General features: G+C 68.8%; 14 protein-coding genes. 4 read left to right on the top strand and 10 right to left on the bottom strand.

The window, feature by feature from the left end; all coding sequences use genetic code 11:
- Positions 1–127 precede the first annotated feature (127 nt).
- Positions 128–625 (top strand): hemerythrin domain-containing protein, encoded by a 498-nt coding sequence (locus tag J2X64_RS10225; protein WP_310153446.1) that lies wholly within the window; start codon positions 128–130, stop codon positions 623–625.
- 56 nt (positions 626–681) lie between these two features.
- Here the strand turns inward: J2X64_RS10225 and J2X64_RS10220 are convergent, their stop codons facing one another.
- The 4 genes from J2X64_RS10220 to J2X64_RS10205 all read right to left on the bottom strand — a co-directional run bounded on the left by J2X64_RS10220 (position 682) and on the right by J2X64_RS10205 (position 6,608).
- Complete coding sequence (locus tag J2X64_RS10220; RefSeq protein WP_310153443.1) at positions 682–2,316, bottom strand: alkaline phosphatase family protein; 1,635 nt, start codon at positions 2,314–2,316, stop codon at positions 682–684.
- Positions 2,317–2,485: 169 nt separating this feature from the next.
- Complete coding sequence (locus J2X64_RS10215) at positions 2,486–3,643, bottom strand: alkaline phosphatase family protein (protein WP_310153439.1); 1,158 nt, start codon at positions 3,641–3,643, stop codon at positions 2,486–2,488.
- Positions 3,643–4,902, bottom strand: coding sequence for an alkaline phosphatase family protein (locus tag J2X64_RS10210; protein WP_310153437.1), 1,260 nt, complete (start codon positions 4,900–4,902; stop codon positions 3,643–3,645). Before J2X64_RS10210 ends, J2X64_RS10215 begins: the two co-directional genes overlap by 1 nt.
- A gap of 197 nt (positions 4,903–5,099) precedes the next feature.
- Complete coding sequence (locus J2X64_RS10205) at positions 5,100–6,608, bottom strand: alkaline phosphatase D family protein (RefSeq protein WP_310153433.1); 1,509 nt, start codon at positions 6,606–6,608, stop codon at positions 5,100–5,102.
- Between the two features lie 236 nt (positions 6,609–6,844).
- Between J2X64_RS10205 and J2X64_RS10200 the strand changes: the two genes are divergently transcribed.
- Positions 6,845–7,927, top strand: coding sequence for a glycerophosphodiester phosphodiesterase family protein (locus J2X64_RS10200; protein ID WP_310153430.1), 1,083 nt, complete (start codon positions 6,845–6,847; stop codon positions 7,925–7,927).
- Positions 7,928–8,923: 996 nt separating this feature from the next.
- Positions 8,924–10,516 (top strand): multicopper oxidase domain-containing protein, encoded by a 1,593-nt coding sequence (locus tag J2X64_RS10195; RefSeq protein ID WP_310153427.1) that lies wholly within the window; start codon positions 8,924–8,926, stop codon positions 10,514–10,516.
- A gap of 401 nt (positions 10,517–10,917) precedes the next feature.
- On the opposite strand, the gene J2X64_RS10190 is transcribed toward J2X64_RS10195, so the two are convergent.
- Genes J2X64_RS10190 through J2X64_RS10170 form a run of 5 tightly spaced genes read right to left on the bottom strand, consistent with a single transcriptional unit; the run spans position 10,918 to position 15,969 of the window.
- Entirely contained in the window at positions 10,918–11,841 is a 924-nt protein-coding gene (locus J2X64_RS10190) for a carbohydrate kinase family protein (RefSeq protein WP_310153425.1), read from the bottom strand.
- A gap of 3 nt (positions 11,842–11,844) precedes the next feature.
- The gene (locus J2X64_RS10185; protein ID WP_310153422.1) at positions 11,845–12,831 is read right to left on the bottom strand and encodes an SIS domain-containing protein; all 987 of its coding nucleotides are present in this window, start codon (positions 12,829–12,831) and stop codon (positions 11,845–11,847) included.
- A gap of 8 nt (positions 12,832–12,839) precedes the next feature.
- Positions 12,840–13,697 carry a carbohydrate ABC transporter permease gene (locus tag J2X64_RS10180; protein ID WP_310153420.1) on the bottom strand — a complete coding sequence of 286 codons (858 nt, stop codon included), beginning with the start codon at positions 13,695–13,697 and terminating at the stop codon, positions 12,840–12,842.
- On the bottom strand, positions 13,694–14,647 hold the full coding sequence (locus J2X64_RS10175; protein ID WP_310153418.1) for a sugar ABC transporter permease: 954 nt from the start codon (positions 14,645–14,647) through the stop codon (positions 13,694–13,696). Before J2X64_RS10175 ends, J2X64_RS10180 begins: the two co-directional genes overlap by 4 nt.
- Complete coding sequence (locus J2X64_RS10170) at positions 14,644–15,969, bottom strand: extracellular solute-binding protein (RefSeq protein ID WP_310153417.1); 1,326 nt, start codon at positions 15,967–15,969, stop codon at positions 14,644–14,646. Before J2X64_RS10170 ends, J2X64_RS10175 begins: the two co-directional genes overlap by 4 nt.
- 89 nt (positions 15,970–16,058) lie before the next feature.
- On the opposite strand from J2X64_RS10170, the gene J2X64_RS10165 reads away from it, so the two are divergent.
- Entirely contained in the window at positions 16,059–17,282 is a 1,224-nt protein-coding gene (locus tag J2X64_RS10165) for an ROK family protein (protein ID WP_310153414.1), read from the top strand.
- 111 nt (positions 17,283–17,393) lie between these two features.
- On the opposite strand, the gene J2X64_RS10160 is transcribed toward J2X64_RS10165, so the two are convergent.
- The gene (locus J2X64_RS10160; RefSeq protein ID WP_310153411.1) at positions 17,394–18,530 is read right to left on the bottom strand and encodes a YibE/F family protein; all 1,137 of its coding nucleotides are present in this window, start codon (positions 18,528–18,530) and stop codon (positions 17,394–17,396) included.
- Between the last annotated feature and the right edge of the window lie 9 nt (positions 18,531–18,539).

Genomic DNA, 18,539 nt, shown 5'->3' with positions numbered 1-18,539 from the left:
GTCGTCCCGGCCCGGCTGCGCGTGCGCCGCTGCCGGCCGCGTGTCTCGCCGACCCCGACTGCGTGTTTCGCCTGCGCCGGGCGGGGTAGAGCCAGCCACCAGCTGTCCCATCCCGGAGGAGCCCCCTGTGTCGAACGATGCCATCGTCATCCTGCGCGAGGACCACAAGGAGGTCCGCGCCCTGTTCCGCGAGTTCCAGCGCAAGGACGTGACGCAGGCCCGCAAGGGCCAGATCGTGAAGAAGGTCATCGAGCTGCTGACGGTGCACACCTACATCGAGAACGAGGTGATGTACCCCGAGGTGCGCCGGCTGCTGCCCGACCTCGAGGACGACGTGCTCGAGTCGTACGAGGAGCACCACGTCGCCGACGTGCTCGTCATGGAGCTGAGCACCATGCAGCCGTCCGACGAGCGGTTCGACGCCAAGACCACCGTGCTCATCGAGTCGGTCACGCACCACATGGACGAGGAGGAGTCGGACTGGTTCCCCAAGGTCCGTGAGGGACTGGGCCGCACGCAGCTGCGCGAGCTCGGTGAGCAACTGCTGGCCGCAAAGGAACGCGCGCCTCGCTCCCCCGCGCAGCCCAGCGCCCTGAAGAAGGCCGTCGACGCCGTGGTGTCCTGACCACAGCGGGCCCGGGCCACACGAGATGGCCCGGGCCCGCCACAAGCGCGGAAGGCTCAGCGGTCGGCGGGCCGGCTGTCGTCGAGGCGGCCGCCGACGGCGACGGCCCGTGCGAGGTCGGACACCTCGGCGTCCCGCGGGGACAGCGGCGCGAGACCCCACGAGTGCTCGATCGTCGCGAGGATCGACGTGGTGTCGTAGCTCGCGTGGCTGACGCCCGAGTGCTTCATCCCGGCTGACAGGACCAGCGCGGGGATGCGCGTGCCAGGGCCCCACGCGTCGACCTTGGGGGGCGCGACGTGGTCGTAGGACCCACCGAACTCGTCGTAGGTCACCACGACAAGGGTCTTGTCCGCCTGCGGCCCGCTGGTGATCGTCCTGAGCAGGTCGACGAGGTGGTCGCTGCCGGTGTGCTCGCTGGCGTAGCCGGGGTGCTCGTTCTCCGAGCCGTAGGGCTTGACGAACGAGACCTGCGGGAGCGTGCCGTCCTTCGCCGCGGCGATGAAGTTCTTCTCGTCCTGCAGGTGCGAGCGGCCCGGGGCGCCGGCCGCGTAGTTCGCGAAGTAGTTGAACGGCTGGTGGTGGTACTGGAAGTTCCCGCCCGGGTGGCCGGCCACCGCGTCGTCCCAGCCGCCGGAGTACCAGTTCCAGCTGACGCCCTTGGCGCTCAGGCGGTCACCGATGTTCGGGTACTTCGCGTCGTCGATGAGGGGGATCTTGGCGCCGTTGCCGGACGGCACCGACGAGGGCTGGACGGTGTTCACCGCGTAGTCACCGCACGCCGTGACGGAGTCGTTGCCGCCGGTGGCGCACTTCTGGGTGAGCTGGCCGTCGACGACCGTGCCGGTCGGCGTGTAGAGCGGGTACTTCGTCACCATGCCGTTGCTGTCGAGCACCGAGTTCTTGGCACCCAGGCCGCCGCCCGAGGTGTCGAGGGGCGCGCGCGCTGCGACGAGGAACTGGTGGTTGAGGAACGAGCCGCCGAAGGCCGCCTGGAAGAAGTGGTCGGCGAGCACGTAGTTGGGCGCACCCGGGGAGTGGAGGTACTGCCAGATCGGCAGGGCCCGGGTGTCGTAGCGGCCCATCGTGAGGCCGACGGCGTCGGAGCCGGTCACGTACCGGTCCTGCTTGCCGCCGTCGATCTGGTACTGCTCCTGGTAGAAGCGGTGCACCTGGTCGCGGGTGCAGCCGCCCGGCAGGCCGGAGCCCTTGAGGACACCGTTGGGGGCGTAGACACCCTCGGGCGCGCAGGTCGTGTCGCTCGGCTTGATGTAATCGTCGATCGTGAAGGCCTTGTTGGCGAAGTTGCTCGCCGGCACGCCGTGGGCGCCGTCCTGGCAGGTGTTCGGCTGCGGCGGGGTGGTCAGGTTCACGTCGTCCTGCAGGAGGCAGCCGTATGCCGTGCCGTCCTGCGCCACCTGGGGCACCGCGGGCGTGACGGCACCGTCGACACGGTCGCCGCCGACCTTGCCCCACCCGCCGTACAGGTTGTCGAACGAGTGGTTCTCCTCGTAGATGACGACGAGGTTCGTGTAGCCGTCCGGCAGGGCGCCGGGGACGGCGTGGTTCCCCGTCCGCGCGGAGCCGTCGACGGCGGCGCCGCCCGACGAGGCGAGGGCGGTGCCGGGGAGGGCGGCTGCGGCTCCGGCGAGCAGCAGGGCGCCGACCACGGCGGTGGTGCGTCTGGTCACGTGGGTCCTCCTGGGTGCGTGGTGCGCTCGTCGGCGCACTCTGGCAAACCTCTCGGACGCTGCCCGGCCGGCTCACTGACAGATGTCACGGTCGCGGATGAACTCTGAGCGACGAACCGGCTACTCGGCCGCGGCCCGTCGAGCTGCGGGCTCGACGGGCCGCGGGCGGTCACCGGTTGTAGACGTCCAGGCCGAACCGGTTGAGGCCGGCCTGGTCCGCGTAGCCGAGGTGGGGCTGGCCGAAGAGGTCCTCGATGCTGGCCAGCAGGGAGTAGTGGTTGTACGGCGTGCTGCTCACGCTCCCCGGCTTCACGAACGGCGAGAGCACGAGGGCGCCCACGCGCCCGCCACCCATCCCGGTGATGCCCGGCAGCGGGGCGTTCGGGCCGGGGCCCTCACCGCAGCAGGCGGTCGGGTCGCTCTGCGGACCGTCCGACTCGTCGAACGTGATGACCAGAACGCCGTCCTGCTTGTAGGCCGGCGACCCGAGGATGGCCGGCACCGTCTGGCGGAGCCAGGCGTCGGCCGACGCCAAGCCGCCGGGCTCGCCGTCGACGCACGGGGAGTCGTGCCCGTCGTGGCAGAGGTTGGGCGTGATGTACGTGAGGTTGCGCGTCGTCGACGTCGAGGTCAGGTCGGTGGACAGCTGGCCGAGGTCGACGTCGTGGGAGGCGCAGTATGCCGGGTCGTCGACGACCGAGTGGAGGTAGACGAACGGGTTGTGCCTGGCGGCGTACTGGTCGCCCACGCGGGCCTTCTGGGTGTCGTCGGCGGTGTTCAGGGCCGGGTGGCGGCAGGGCGTGCCCATGTCCTCCATGTAGCCCCGCCAGGTCAGTCCGGCCCTGTCGAGCTGCTGCGGCAGGGACGGCACCGAGGCGGGGTACACGCAGCCGTCGCCCACCGCCTGTCCCGGCGGGACGGTCCCGGCCCCCACGAAGTCGCTGTAGACCTGGCAGTCGGCCTGGGTCTGGGAGTCGGGGCCCTGGCCGGTGACCTGGGCGACGTAGTTGGGCAGGCTGTTGTGCGCGGTGCCGTAGTACTGGCTGAGCAGGTTTCCCTTCGCCCTCAAGGTCTGCGACAGGTACGGGGCTGCCGAGCCGGGGCCCCAGGTCTCGTCGTAGCCCTTGTTCTCGAGGTTGATGACGAAGACGTGCCTGGCCGGCGGCAGGTACGAAGACGTCGAGCCGGCCGTCGTCGCGGCACCCGCGGCCGTGGCACCGACGGTCGACGAGGCGACGCCGGCCAGGAGCGCAACGAGCGCGGCCACCACGACGGCCGTGCGCGTCCGGGCACGGGCAGGGGTGCGCGTGGGCAGGGGGTGCGTCATCACAGGCTCCATCCGTTGGCCCTGGCCAGGTCGGCGAGGGCGTGCCAGTCCTCGTAGTCGGCGAAACCCGCCGGCGGGCAGGGCGCACCGACGAAGGGCGGCACGGCATACGTCGGCGCATGCAGGTCCGGCAGGCTGCCGAAGTCGAGGACCTCGGCGAGGTTGCGCGCTGCGGCGTCCCGCGGCGTGAGCGCCGCGAGGCCGTGCCGCCACTCGATCATCTTCAGGACCGAGGTGTGGTCGTAGACGTCCTTGGCGACGTAGCCACGCCGGGCGAGCGGCGACACCACGAGGCACGGCACGCGGAAGCCCCGCATCCCCCACTCCGGGTGGGAGTCGGGCGCGGTGGTCGGCGGCACGTGGTCGAAGAACCCGCCCCACTCGTCGTAGTTCACGACCAGCACGGTCTTCTCCCACCCGGGACCGGTCGTCACCGCCTCGTAGACCTGGTCGAGGAAGTACTGGCCGGCACGGATGTCGGCGTGGGGGTGGTCGTCGGCGCTCGAGCCCGTGCCCTCGTCGAGGAACTTCGGGTCGACGAAGCTCACAGCCGGGAGGGTGCCGGCCTTCGCATCGGCGAGGAACTGCGTGTACGGCTTGGAGATGTCGATGTACCTGCTGCCCCACAACGCGGTGAACGGCGTGTCGTAGAAGTAGTACGTGCCGCTGACGCCGGCGTCGGCCAGGCGGTCCCAGATGGTCGGCATCGTGGCGATGGTCGTCGAGTTGTGGATGCGGTCGGTCTGGGCGGCGTGCTGGTAGAAGCGGTTCGGGTAGGTCTCGGCGAGGATCGCGGAGAAGTAGCTGTCGCACACGGTCCAGTCGCGGGCGGCCCGGCCGTAGAAGGCGAGGTCCGCGTCGGTGTAGTAGCCGATCGCGAATTCGTCGTTGTCGCCTGCCTTGAGCCAACCGTCGCACCGGCCGTCGTTGTACTCGACCCGACCGCCCTCGAAGGAGTGGTCGGGGTCCGGGTGTGCGCAGCCCTGGGTGTCGGTGAGGTGGTGGGTCTGGTGCGGCACGCCGTACCGGTCGACGTAGGTCAGCCCGGCCTGCTTGCCCCGCGCGCCCGGGAGCCAGCCCAGGTAGTGGTCGAAGGACCGGTTCTCCATCATCACGACGACGATGTGCTCGATCCCGCTCCGACCCGGGTCGGGAAGCGAGGTGCTGGCCGCCGCTGCCGAGCTCTCGGGGAGTCCGAGGGCGGCCGCACCTACGGCGGCCCCGCCACCGGCCAGGAGATGTCTGCGTGTGATGCTCATGCTCTGGACAACGATGCCGCGGACCGTCTGTTTCGGGATCTCGACGGAGTTCACCGCACGTTCACGACCCTGTCAGGTGCGAGCCGTCCGGTGCCACCCGCCGGGCGCGGCCATCGAGCGACGAGCTCCTCACCGTGCGGCAGGGTCCAGGACCTGGGTGAAGAGGGCCTTCCCGTCGATGTCCTTCAGGGCAACGGTCAGCTGCTCCGTGTCGGGGTCGATGTCGACCTGACCGAAGTACTGGAACCCTCCAGTGGCGAGACGCCCGGCCGCGGCGGGGCGGCCACGAACACGGCCTCGGGGCCGAAGGTCGCGTCGAGGGCGTTCGGCCCGAACCCACCCGCGTTGAGCGGGCCGGAGACGAACTCCCAGAACGGGTCGAAGTCCTGGTATGCCGCCCGCTCGGGGTGGTAGTGGTGCGCGGCCGTGTAGTGGACGTCGGCGGTGAGCCAGACGTGGTTGCGGACACCGGCGCGCTGGAGCTCGGTCAGCACCCGGGCCAGCTCGAGCTCGCGGCCCCTGGGCGCTCCGGGGTCGCCGTTGGAGATGCTCTCCTGGTTGGGCCTGCCCTCGGTGCCGTCAGGGACGACGAGGCCGAGCGGCAGGTCGTTGGCGATCACCTTCCAGGTCGCCCGGGACCGCTTGAGCTCGGTGATCAGCCAGTCCGTCTGCTCCGGGCCCAGGATGCCGCCGTCGTCCACGGTCTCGAGGTCCGTGGTGTTGGGATCCTTGTGGCTGCGCATGTCGAGGACGAACAGGTCGAGCAGCGGACCGTAGGACAGCTTGCGGTAGACGCGCCCGAGCCGGTCCGGCGACGTGCGGGAGATGGGCAGGTACTCGTGGAAGGCCTGCCGGGCGTTGGCCACGAGGGGGTCGACCGGCGTGCCGTCGGGGTAGCCCGCGCGCCCGACCAGCACCTCGCCCGGGTACCAGTTGTTGAGCACCTCGTGGTCATCCCACTGGGCCACGATCGCGGTGGTGGCGAGGAACTCGCGCCACGTGCGGTTCTCGGGCACCAGGTTGTACTTGAACTGCCCGCGAAACTCGTCGAGCGTCATGGCGGGCCGGCTCTTCTCGGCGGTCACCACGTTGCGCCACACGCGACCGTCCGGGAGCACGACCTCGGGCTTGACCGGACCGTCGGCGTACACGTTGTCGCCGGAGCTGAGGAAGAAGTCCGCGTCGGCTGCCGCCATGGCGGTCGCGATGGGGAACCCGCCGAGCTCGGGGTTGACACCCCATCCCTGGCCGGCGATGTCGCCCGACCACAGGAATCTGATGGGCCGGCGGTCGGACACCGCCGACCGGAAGCGACCCACCGTGGGCTCGCCGGCGAGGGTCGGGTCGTGGGGGTCCACCGGGGTGATCCGGTAGTGGAGGTCGACGCCTGACGGGAGACCACCGACGCGGACCTGACCGGTGAAGTCGGAGGCTGCGGTGACCACCGGAGTGCTGGTGCGCCGCACGATCCGGCGAAAGGACGGATCCGTGGACACCTCGGCGACCAGGCGCGCAGGTCGGTCGGCCCGGCTCCAGAGGCCGACGGCACCAGCCCTGGGGTCACCCGACTGGACGCCGTGCGTCAGGACCGGACGACCACTGCGGACCAGGGCGGCAGCGGGGCGGGCCGTCGTCTGCGCGGCAAGGGCCGCGAGGCCCAGGCCGGCTGATCCGCGGAGCAGGGTGCGGCGGGAGAGGTCCGTCATGGCACCGGACGTTGCCAGCGGACGGCCAACCCCGGATGACGGCACCTGGAACCACCCGCAACACCCACGTGACGGTTTCGGAGCTCCGGGCGGCGACGGACAGGAGGCGCAGTCACCGCCGGCCGGCGTCCCTTGCTGCCGCGCCGGCACCGCCGAGGTGGGGGACACCGTGGCTTCTGTGGGGGTTCATCACAAGTCCGCGAACCCGTCGCCTGGGGCTCTTAGCGTCCGGGGGCATGAGAGCACTACGAGTTGCCCTGACCGCAGCGAGCGTCGCGACGCTGTCCCTGTCCGCGGCTGGAGTCGCCACTGCGGCCACGTCCAGCACGCCGGGGCCGGGCGTCCTGCCGCAGAAGACCCAGTTCGACCTGCAGGCCCACCGTGGCGGCATCGGCATGACCACCGAGGAGTCGCTGCCCGGGTTCGCCAAGGCCCTTCGGCTGGGCGTCAGCACCTTGGAGCTCGACACCCACATCACCAAGGACGACAAGGTCGTCGTCAACCACGACCGCAAGATCAGCGCCCAGAAGTGCCAGGACACCGCGCCCGCTTACCCGGGCGACCCGATGTACCCCTACGTCGGCAAGTACATCAAGGACCTGACCCTGGCCGAGATCAAGACCATGGACTGCGGATACCAGCAGCTGCCCGGCTTCCCCCAGCAGGAGCAGATCAAGGGCTGGCGTATGGCCGAGCTCAAGGACGTCCTGAACCTCGTCAAGGACTACCACGCCAACCAGGTCAAACTGAACATCGAGACCAAGGTGGAGGCCGGCGCCCCCGAGCAGACCGCCCCTCGCGAGCAGTTCGTCCGACGGGTCTACGAAGAGATCCACGCCTCGGGCATCGAGCGCCAGGTGACCATCCAGTCCTTCGACTGGGGCGCACTCAAGCTGATGCACAGCTACGCGCCGACCTGGCCGCTGGTCGCCCTGACCAACTACGACTTCCTGCAGGTCGGCCAGCCGGGAGCGTCGCCCTGGCTCGGCGGGGTCGACTCCGACACCTACGGCGGCGACCTCATCAAGTCGGCCAAGGCCGCGGTGCCCGGCCTGACGGCGGTGTCGCCGAACTACGGCTTCCCCCAGAACGGCAAGATCGGCGACCCGGGATTCCGCTTCTACCCCGACAAGCAGATGGTCACCGAGGCCCACGCGAACAGCCTGAAGGTCATCCCGTGGACGTGCGACGACCCCGCCACCGTCGAGGCCCTGATGGACATGGGCGTCGACGGCATCATCACCAACTACCCCAACCACGTCCGCGACATCATGGCCGAGCGCGGCATGCGCCTGCCCAAGGCCTACCCGGCTCCCTGAGCACCGTCGGATCCCGGTGGGCTCCTGCTGGTTCCGACCTCCGACAACACAGGAAACGCCCCCGGCTCGCCGGGGGCGTTTCGTGGGGTACCTCAGGAAATCGAACCCTTCTCTGTTCATGACGAGCGTCTTCTGGCCGCCACGTCCAACTGTGGCAACCGGGTCACTCGCACCAACGGCGGCAGCTTCGCCTTGCTGCGTGGACCGCTCGAACTTGTGGTGTGCCCAAAATGCGCCCACGGAAGCGGCGCCTTCTGTGCCCACACCACCACGCGGGTCTGCGGTGTGACCATCCCCGAGTCCAGTGGAAGGGCGACCGGCTGCGATGCCAGTACGGACGCCCGCGACACGGGCTTGAGAACGTCCCCTCACCGAAACCTCGGTGGACGGGTGCTCACTGAGCCGGGCCGCGGTCGCGTCATGTTCCGCTGCGAGCGGCGTCGTTAGATGCATGAAACAGGATCCGCGACACCCAGCCGTTGCTCAGAGGGTCGTGCAGCCAGCGGGAGGCGCTCACGCCAACCAAGGTGCTGGTCGGATTGCCACTGCCCAGGCGAGAGCCGAGGTGCCGGGCCGCCACGCCGACCCAGCGCACGAGGCTGAAGGAGGCACCTCCTCGGCGTGTGGTCGCTGGCGCTCCGCTCTTCGCAGTCCCGTTGCGCAGCTGCTCGCGCGCTACTTCTTGGCTGCGTGTTTTATCGCCGCATTGTTGACAGCGGTTGCTCTGTGGGCTCCCGAGTCAGGGTGAAAAACCGCTGCTCCGAGGGACCGGCGCTCCTGAACGACAAGCCGGACGTGTACCACTACGTGGCATCCCTCGACGGGATCACCCATTGTGCTGATCTCCAGAGACCGCGGGGGGAGCATGCTGAATGGAGACGTTGAGTTTCGGCGTGACGGTTCGCATCACCGCAGATGCAGAACTGAGGACCAACTCTCGGTGAATTGGGCGGCCCTGATCGCGGAACTTAGGTAAACCTAAGTTAGGTTGGCGCCATGGCGATGTCGCAAGTCCGAGTCAGCGCTTGGCGGACGGTCCTGATCCCGTCTGCGCTCGTCGTTGCCGCCGCGCACGTTCCGATCACGGAGGACCACTTCCACGAAGCGCCGTACCTGGGGGTGTTGTTTCTGGCGCTCGAAGCGGCCGCGGTGGCTCTTGCGGTCCTGTTGTGGCAGCGCGAGAGCCGGTGGGTGTACACCGCCGCTGGTGTGATTGGCGGGTTGGCGGCATCAGCTTACGGCGTGAGCCGCTGGGTGGGTCTCCCGCAGATCGGCGACGACGTGGGCAACTGGGCCGAACCGCTTGGTGTTGTGGCGATGACCGCGGAGGTCGTGCTCTTCATTGGCGGCTTCGCTGCGGCCTCTGGTCACTCGGGGGTGCTGGTCGCACGCCGCGTCGGTGCAGGCATCGGAGCGGTTCTGCTGACTGCCGGGCTGGGAGCGACGTTCGTGGCGAACGCCGCCGAAACCACCGTGGCGCACGGACATGCATCGGCGACGGCGGGCAGCGGCTACTGGGACCGCCAAGTCGGTGGCGCACCGTTCCGCAGCAACGGTGTGACGCGCACGTACTACATCTCGGCGGACGTGGTGCCGTGGAACTACGCACCGGCCGGCCGCAACGAGATCACAGGCAAGCCTTTCGACTCGGTCGCGAACACCTACGTCGCCGCAGGTCCCGGGCGGATCGGGTCGACGTACGACAAGTGCCTGTACCGCGGCTACACCGATGCCAGCTTCACCCACCCGCAGGCCCGGGCTGCTGACCAGCAGTACCTGGGCATGGTCGGACCCGTTATCCACGCCGTGGTCGGCGACACCATCAAGGTGGTCTTCCGCAACACGTGCCCCTTCCCAGCCGCGGTGCACCCGCATGGCGTGTTCTACGCCAAGGACAGCGAAGGCGCGCCCTACAACGACGGCACGACGACCGGGGACAAGGCCGACGACGAGGTGCCCACCGGCGGCACCTACACCTACACCTGGCAAGTACCTGAGCGGGCCGGCCCGGGCCCCCATGACGGAAGCTCGGTGATGTGGATGTACCACTCCCACACCGACGAGATCGCCGACACCTACGCCGGCCTGATGGGACCCATGGTGGTCACCCGAGCAGGGTGGGCGCGCCCGGACGGCAGCCCCAAGGACGTCGACCGCGAGATCTTCACCGAGTTCTTCATCGACAACGAGACCCAGTCACCGCTGCTCGCCCGCAACGAGCGACGGTACGGCACCCCACCGATGCCCCGGCCTGGTGATGACCTGGATGACGACTTCGTGGAGAGCAACCTCAAGCACTCCATCAACGGATACCTCTACGGCAACATGCCGATGATCACGGTGCACAAGGGCCAGCACGTCCGCTGGTACGTCATGGGCATGGGCACCGAAACCGACCTGCACACCCCACACTGGCACGGCAACGACGTCGTCGTGAGCGGCATGCGCGTGGATGTCGTGAACCTGCTCCCTGCCAGCATGGTCGTCGCCGACATGGTCCCCGACAACACCGGCACCTGGCTGTTCCACTGCCACGTCAACGACCACATCAAGGCCGGCATGCTGACCCGCTACCAGGTGGTCCCGTAACGCTCGGGTCTGGCGCAGGAGCGCCCGGGCGTCTGTCCACGCAGCGGCTCACTCGCTCGACACCAGGTAGCCGGCAGAAGGTCGCTGAAGGGTGCCCATTGGGGGCGAGTGCGGTGTTTCGGCCGGCATGTCAGTGGGAATACATGAGTGTTGTGGCCCGACCGGTCAACCGCACCGCCCTTGCCCGACCTCCGCGGGCCCCGACCATCAGCACGGTCACCGGCCCGTGAGGGATCAGACGGGACGGCGCCCGTGAGGGCGGCGTCGCCGTTGAGCCACCAGCGTCGGCGCCGTCCGAACCGGTCCGTCCGGTTCCAACCACGTCACCCGTGGGCGTAGCCGCCCCACGTCGCAGGGCGCCCCCGGTAAGGGTGATCTTCCCGGGGAGGCGCGCGGAGAGCTCAGGTGGGCAGCAGTTCTTCCCACCCGGGGTAGCGGTTGCGAGAAGGCCTCCCTACGACCGTCGAAGCCACACGGATCCCGGTGCCAAGTGCGTCTCTCATGTCCGCTCCCCGCGCCAGCTCTGCCAGCACGCCGGCGGCGAGGCTGTCTCCGGCTCCGGTGGTGTCCAAGGGATCAACCTTCGGAGCGGGGATACGGATGTTCTGGCCATCGGGACCGCCCGCGAGGAGTCCGCGCTCGCCGAGTTTGACGACGACCCAACCCGGCCCTTCCTTCACCAGTGCGGCCAGTGCTGCTTCGGCAGTGGACTCGCCGGTCAGGGCGAGGGCTTCCGGTTCGTTGGGAAGGAAGACGTGGACCTGCGGCAAGAGGTCGAGGATCTCCTTGACTCCCTCACCAGCCCATTCGCCGGGGTCCCATCCGGTGTCGAAGAAGGTCGTGGCTCCGGATTCTGCGGCCTCGCGCAGCAGTTCCTTGGTGCCTTCGCCACGCAGTCCTGGCAGCGAGAAGTAGCCGGTGAACAGGACCAGGTCGGCGTGACAGGCCTCGTCCGGCACGTCGCGTCGGGTGTAGCCGTTCAGGACGCCATGGGCTGTGAGGAAGGCACGCTCCCGGTCGGGAGCTTCCAACGCGATCGAGATCCCGGTTGCTTCGCCCGGTACAACGTGCAAGTCCTGGCCGAGGCCGAGCTGGTGCAGGTGTGCGGCGACCCACCGGCCGGCGTCGTCGTCGCCGACGGCGCCGAAGAGGCGGTGCTGCGCGCCCAACGCGTGCAGGGCGCGCGAGACGTTCCCAGCGGCGCCTGCGGTTCGCACGTCGATCTGGTCGATGATGGTGTCACCGCCCGGACTGGGCAGCGCGGTCACAGGGCTGGCGAGGACGTCGAGCTGGACGTTGCCGATGACGTGGATGGTCTGGGTCACGGGTCAGCTCAGCTTGATGTCGTCTTGGTGGTGCCGGAAGCCGTCGACGGCAAGGCCGCGGGTCTCGGCCATCGCCCACCCCATCAGCTGGATGGGCAGGATCTGCAGCACGGCAAGCGCCAGCGGCGAAGGGGTCTGGGGCAGGGTGAGTACGGTCAGGTTCGCTTGCGCGGGTACGTCGTGCTGGGTGGTGATCAGCAGTGTCGGGCAGCCCAGTGCGCTGGTATCGCGGGCGAGCCGGACTTCACGGCCGTCGCCGACGACGAGGCAGGCGGTTTGACCTTCGAGGGGCTCCATGGGGCCGTGGAGGTAGTTGTAGGTCTCGTGGGTGGCGGTCAGGACGCGCGCGGACTCACGCAGCATGAGCGCTCCTTCTCCGGCGCTGGCCCACGCTGCGCCGGAGCCGATGACGTCGATGCTGCGCGCGGTCTCGAACGCATCGTGCACAGCCGCCACCACCGGTTCGGCGGCAGCCAGGACCGTGGCTGCCTGGTCGGGCAGCGCGGACCAGTCACCGGCGTGGCCGCTCCAAGCGTCGCCCAGCAGGCCGAGTGCCTGCAGGGTCGCGGTGTATCCGGTGGTGTAGACGGGGCTGTCCGGTCCACTGTCCAGCGGAAGGACGTGCTCGACCAGCTCCGCCAGCGGTGACTGTGGTTCGTTGGTGACTCCGATGCGGGTGGCGCCGGTCACGTGGGTCATCGCGGCGACCGTCTCGGCGCTGCGGCCGGATTCGCTCAGGGCGACGTACACGTCTGCGTGTCCGCTGTCGCCGGTGAGCAGCTCGGAGGCCGAGACCGCGTAAGCGCGGAGTCCTTGGTGACGCCAGACAGGGGCGGCGCTGCGAGCGGCGTGCTCGCTGGCGCCGATCCCGACCAGTGCGGTCACGTCCCGCGGTGCCGGCGGTGGCAGGTCTGGGAGGGCGTCGGTCACGGTCTTGGCGCTGCGGGCCAGGGTGTCGGGCTGGGCGGTGATGCCGTCGGGGAAACGCATGGGGTGGCTCAACCTTTCACGGCGCCGGAGGTGAGGCCTCCGACGATGTAGCGCTGGGCTGCCAGCGCGAGCAGGACAGGGGGGATGGCTGCCAGGACGCCGCCGGCAGCGACGAGGCCGAAGTCGGAGGAGTACTTGCCGGTGAACTCGGCGATCGCGACAGGGATCGTCTTGGCGTTGGTGGTGGAGGTGAAGATCAGGGAGTAGAGGAACTCGTCCCACGCCAGCAGGAACCCGAACATGGCGGTGGTCAGCAGGCCGGGACGTGACAGCGGGAGGATGATGCGGACCAGCGCCCCCATCCGGGAGCAGCCGTCCACCCGGGCGGCTTCCTCTAGGTCCGCGGGCAGGCTCAGGTAGTAGTTGCTCATCGTCCACAGGCAGAACGGGGTCACGATGGAGCAGTAGGTCGCGATCAGCCCGGTCTTGGTGTCCAGCAGCTGCAGGTTTGCCAGGGCGAGGTACAGGGGGATGACCAGCGCGATGGGCGGCAGCATGTAGATCGCCAGGAACGCGAAGAGGGATGTGCGTCGCAGCCGGAACCGCAGGCGGGCGAAGGCGTACCCGCCCAAGGCGCCGACGGTCAGGGAGATGACTGTGGTGAGCCCGGCGACGATGAGGCTGTTGCCCATCGCGAGTCGGAAGTTCGCGGCGACGTTGTCCCCTGCCCCGGCGGAGGAGGTGAAGATCGCCCGGTACCGGGACAGCGTCGGGTGGGCGGGCCACCAGTGGATGCGCGCGGAGACCAGGTCTGTGGCTGGGGAGATGCTGGAGATGATCAACCACGCGAACGGCAGCAGGATGACGAGGGCCATGACGACGGCGGCGACGTGAATGGCCACGATGTAGGTGCGGCTGTGCCTCATTCGATGCCTGCCATCTGTCCTTGGCGCAGGATCCGCAGGTACATCATCGCTAGGGCGAAGACCGCCAGGACGATGAGGTAGGCCAATGCGGAGCCGTACCCGAAGAGCTGGTTGGAGAACGCCTGGAGATAGGTGTAGAAGGCGACGGTCTGGGTGCCGCTGGCGGGCCCGCCGCCGGTCATCACGTAGATGATGTCGAAGACCTTGAACGCCTCGATGGTGCGCAGGATGAGCACGACGGCGATGCTGGGGGCCAGCAGCGGCAGGGTGACCCTGCGGAAGGCGGCCCACGCCCCGGCGCCGTCGAGACGGGCGGCCTCGTACAGGTCTGAGGAGATGGTCTGAAGACCCGCGAGGATGAAGAAGACGACGATGGAGGTGTTCTTCCACACGTCCGCGACGATGACCATGTTCAGCGCCAGGAATGGTGAACCGAGCCACTGGTGCGGGGTGTCGGAGATGTGCAGCGTGGCCAGCAGGCCGTTCAGTGCCCCGTACTGCCCGTTGTAGATCCACCGCCACAGGGCACCGTTGACGATGGTCGGCAGCGCCCAGGGCAGCACCACGAGGCTTCGCCAGAACCATCGTGCGCGTAGGGGCGCGTTGAGCAGCAGTGCGACGGCGATCCCGAGGACCAGCTCGGCCGCTGTGGAGACCACCGTGAAGTACAGGGTGTGACCGACGACCGTGTAGAACCCGGGGTCGTGGAATGCGCGCGTGTAGTTCTTGACGCCGACGAAGGGGTAGGCCCCCGGCAGCGGGCTGTCCACGTCGAACAGGGACACCACGAAGGTGCGTGCGACCGGGTACAGCACGACGCCGAAGACGACCAGGACCGCGGGGGCGAGAAGTGCCAGGGCGAACCGGGCCTCCCCCCGACCCCCGGCGCGACGACGCATTGCCGGTAGCCGGCGGCGCGCCGCACCGGGCGGGGCTTGAGCGACGCTCACGAGCCGAGCATGGACGCAGCCTGGTCGGCCGCCTCGGTCAGTGCCTGCTGGGCCGTCTTCTGCCCGAGCAGCGCCTTCTGAATCTGCCCCTGCAGCAGCTGGGAGATGGGGTTGTAGCTCTTGACCTGCGGTCGCAGGATCAGGTCGCCCAGCTGCTTCTTGGCCTGAGGCACGACCTGCGGGTTGGACTTGATCACGGCGGGGTCGTCGTAGGACGTCTTCCACACCGGCAGCGAGCTGACGGCGAACTGGTTCTGCACCGGCTGGCTGGTCAGGTACGACACGTACTTCCACGCCGCAGCCTGGTTCTTGCTCCCAGCGCTGACCGCCAGCGCCATGCTCCCGTTGACGCCGGGTCGCCCGCCGGGGCCGGCCGGGGTCTGCAGCACCTTGACCTGACCCCCGACCTGGCTCTGCTTGGGGTCGTTGGCCATGCCGTACATGTAGGTCCAGTTCAGGGCCATGCTGGCCTGGCCGGCCGAGAAGACGCGGCGCACGTCCTCCTCGAGAGACTGGGTCGAGGTGGGGTTGCTCAGCCCGTCAACAATGCTCTGTCGCATGAACTCCAAGGCCTGCACGCCTCCGCCCTGGTGGAACGCCGGCTTGCCGGCGTCGTCGAGGAACTTGCCCCCGAACGCGCCCAGCAGCTGGGCGTAGTCGCAGATGAGAGCCTCGGCCTGCTGCCAGGACCAGATGAGCGGGTACTTGGTCACGCCGGAGGACTTGAGGGCGCGAGCGGCCTTGAGCACGCCGTCCCAGCTGTCGAGCTGGGAGGCATCCACCTTGGCCTTGCTCAGGTGGGTGTCGTTGAAGAAGAGGTACTTGGTGTCCAGGATCCAGGGCACCCCGTAGAAGTGGTTGTCGAACTGCGGGGTGGCGACGGCGCCGCCGAGCATCTGGTCCTTCCACGCCTGCGGCCAGCGGGAGGAGACGTCGGCGACGATGCGCTTGCTGCCGAACTCGGCCGGCCAGATGACGTCGATGAGGACCACGTCGTAGGTACCCGCGGGCGCGGAGGCGACGATCTTGTCGTGCAACGCCTCGTAGGCAACGAAGTCCGTGGTGACGGTGACACCAGGATTGGCCGCCTGGAAGGCCGAGGTCATCTTGCGGATGTCGTCCTCGGAGTAGCCGGCCTGCTTCATGAACAGGGCGCGGATGGGACCCTTGCCGTTGCCGGCGCCGCCGGCGGACCCGCCGCCCCCGACACCGCACGCGGCGAGCACCGCGGCGATTCCGGCACCGCCAGCCGCCAGGGCGGTGCGACGGGTCACGTGGGTGGCGGACAGCGCAGCCAGGGCGGAGGAGGAGTTGGACTCCATGACAGCCTCACTTTGTTAGGTAGCCTGCTTTACTTCCGGCGAGTATGCTCAGCGTCTCGGCCGGTCGTCAAGGGAAGGCGCAGGAAAAGATGCAGCTGAGCACGGGGGCGTCGAGCGCGCAGCGGGTCCTTGCCCACCTCTTGGGTCAGGTCAAACCCGTCACTCGGCCGGAGATGGCTTTGGCCTGCGAACTGTCCCGTCCTACCGTCCTGGCCGCCGTGGAGCGGCTCGAGGAGCTGGGTCTAGTCGCTGCCTTGGGTCAGCGCAGTGGGCTTCCCGGCCGGTCCGCGACCTTGTACGAGGTCCCCGTGGCCGCGGGCGTTGTCGCTGCCGTCGACATCGGAGGCAGCAACCTGCGCGTGGCGCTGACCGACGCGCGCGGCAACCTGCTGGTGGAGAGCCGTGACGCCACCTCAGTCAGCGGCGGGCCTGCGATCACTGCCAGGGCCGCGGAACTACTACACAAGGCATATCGGGACCTACTCGACCCGGGGCCTATGGGCATGGTCGCGGTTTCGGTGCCGGGTGTCGTTGCCGCAGACGGGAAGACCGTGCACTACGCATGGAACGTGGGGCAGCCGGAGCCGTTCGACTTCCACACCCCACTGGCGCAGGCGTTGGAGGTTCCAGTGCTGCTGGACAACAACGTGAACCTTGCAGCCATTGGGGAACTGTGGCAGGGCGCCGCTCAGGATCTCGACACATTCGCCGTGATAGCCGTGGGAGCCGGCGTCGGCGCTGGACTGGTGCACAACGGCGACCTGCTGCGCGGTGCGCACGGCGCCGCCGGGGAGGTGGCATCGCTTCCGTTGAGCGCCCACTTCAGACCTCAGCAGGCGGGGTCGCCGGACGAGGCCGGCGGCATCATGCTCCTTCGCGCGGCGCAGGACAGGAAGGACTGGGGTCGGCAAGGACCGCCCGCAAGCGTGGAGGAACTGTATGTGCGGGCCGCTCATGGCGAGGCGCCCGCCCTGGCCCTGGTGGAGGAGGAGAGCCGGCGAATCGCGCTGATCGCGGCCTCCATCTGCGCCGTGATCGATCCCGAGGCGATCATCCTCACCGGTGGCGTCGGAGCCAACGAGACCTTGGTGAAGCGAACTGGTCAGCTGGTGGCGGAGCTTGCCCCGTTTCCCCCGGAAGTGCTGCGCTCCGCATTGGGTGACCGGGCCAGCCTCGTCGGCGCCATAGCGGTTGGCATCCGCGCCGCTCAGGCTGGTCTCATCAGTCTCGCCGGTGAGGCCCCCTCTGGGTCGCATGTGTTAAGCAGCACTCCGACTTGGCCCTCCCCCGTGCGTCGACTACGACAGGACTGACGACGCGTTTCACCGGCAAGCCGGCAGCACATTCGGCTGCCTGACGCCCTTGTCGTCACGAGAGTTGGTCCCCGGACAGCCTGAGTGGCTCCGACCGCGCGCCGTGGCCGCTCAGGGTACGCGGTTCGAGGGGCGCGGACCAGGCAGTACTGCCACGGCCAGTGCTGTCGTGATGGGGACGGCGAGGACCAGGCCAATAGAGCTGGCCAGGGTGCGCACGATCTCTTCGGCGATGTCGTTGCTGGTGAGGGTGAACGACAACGGTTGGCTGTACAGGACGATCAGCATCAGGACGCTCAGGGCGGCCCCCGCGTACGCGAACACGATGGTGTAGATCGTGGAGGCGATGTGGTCCCGGCCGATTCGCATGGCCTTGACGAACACTGCCCTGCGCGTCAGTGACGGCGCCACGTCTCTCAGCTCCCATACCGCTGAGCTCTGGGTGATGGTGACGTCGTTGAGGACGCCGAGACCGGCCAGGATGATGCCGCACAACAGCAGGTCCTGAGCGGACAGTCCCGACACCTGTTGGCGCAGGAGGGCGCTGTCGTCGTTGCTCACCCCGGTCAGGTGTGCCCCACCCACCGACCACGCGGCGATGAGGGCCGTCAGCCCCAGCCCCGCGAAGGTGCCCAGGAGTGCGGTCGTGGTCCGCACCGACAGGCCATGGGCCAGGTACAACACGACGATCATGATGGCCGCCGCAGCGGTCAAGGCGACCAGCACGGGGTCTCGGCCCTCCAGCAGTGCCGGCAGCATGAACTGCACCATGACGACCCCTGCCAGCCCCAGCCCGACCAGCGCGAGAGCACCACGCAAACGGGCCACGAGCAGGACGACCACAGCGAAGATGGTCGCAAGGAGCACAAGGAAGCGAGTCCTGTCCAAGTCCTGGAGCGCGTACGTGGCCCCCTGCCCCGACGCAGCAGGGGTCCGGACCAGCACCACGGATTCGCCGATACCGGCTGCCATGACCTCGGGCGGCACCGTCACTCTCACCACCCGGCCGGTGTCCACACCCTCATCGACCCGCACCGTAGCCTCGCCGCACCCTGCTGAGCCCGAGGAGGTGCCCGGGCAGGTGGCGTCGGTGACATCGGCGACCGTTGCGTGCGGGAAGGTGGCGCCTGGCGCGGCGAAGTCTGGCCGGGGCCTGGCCTCACCGGACGGCCACAGCGCAATCAGACCGACGACGGTCAATGCAACGAGTACGCCGACGGCCGCGCCCAGCACGAGCCTGGTCCGCATGGTGGCACT

Origin of the sequence: Phycicoccus sp. 3266 (assembly GCF_031456495.1) — a bacterium.
Taxonomy (GTDB): Bacteria; Actinomycetota; Actinomycetes; order Actinomycetales; family Dermatophilaceae; genus Pedococcus.
The sequence above is the reverse complement of the archived record's forward strand: the minus strand, read 5'-3'. Positions and strand labels throughout refer to the sequence as shown.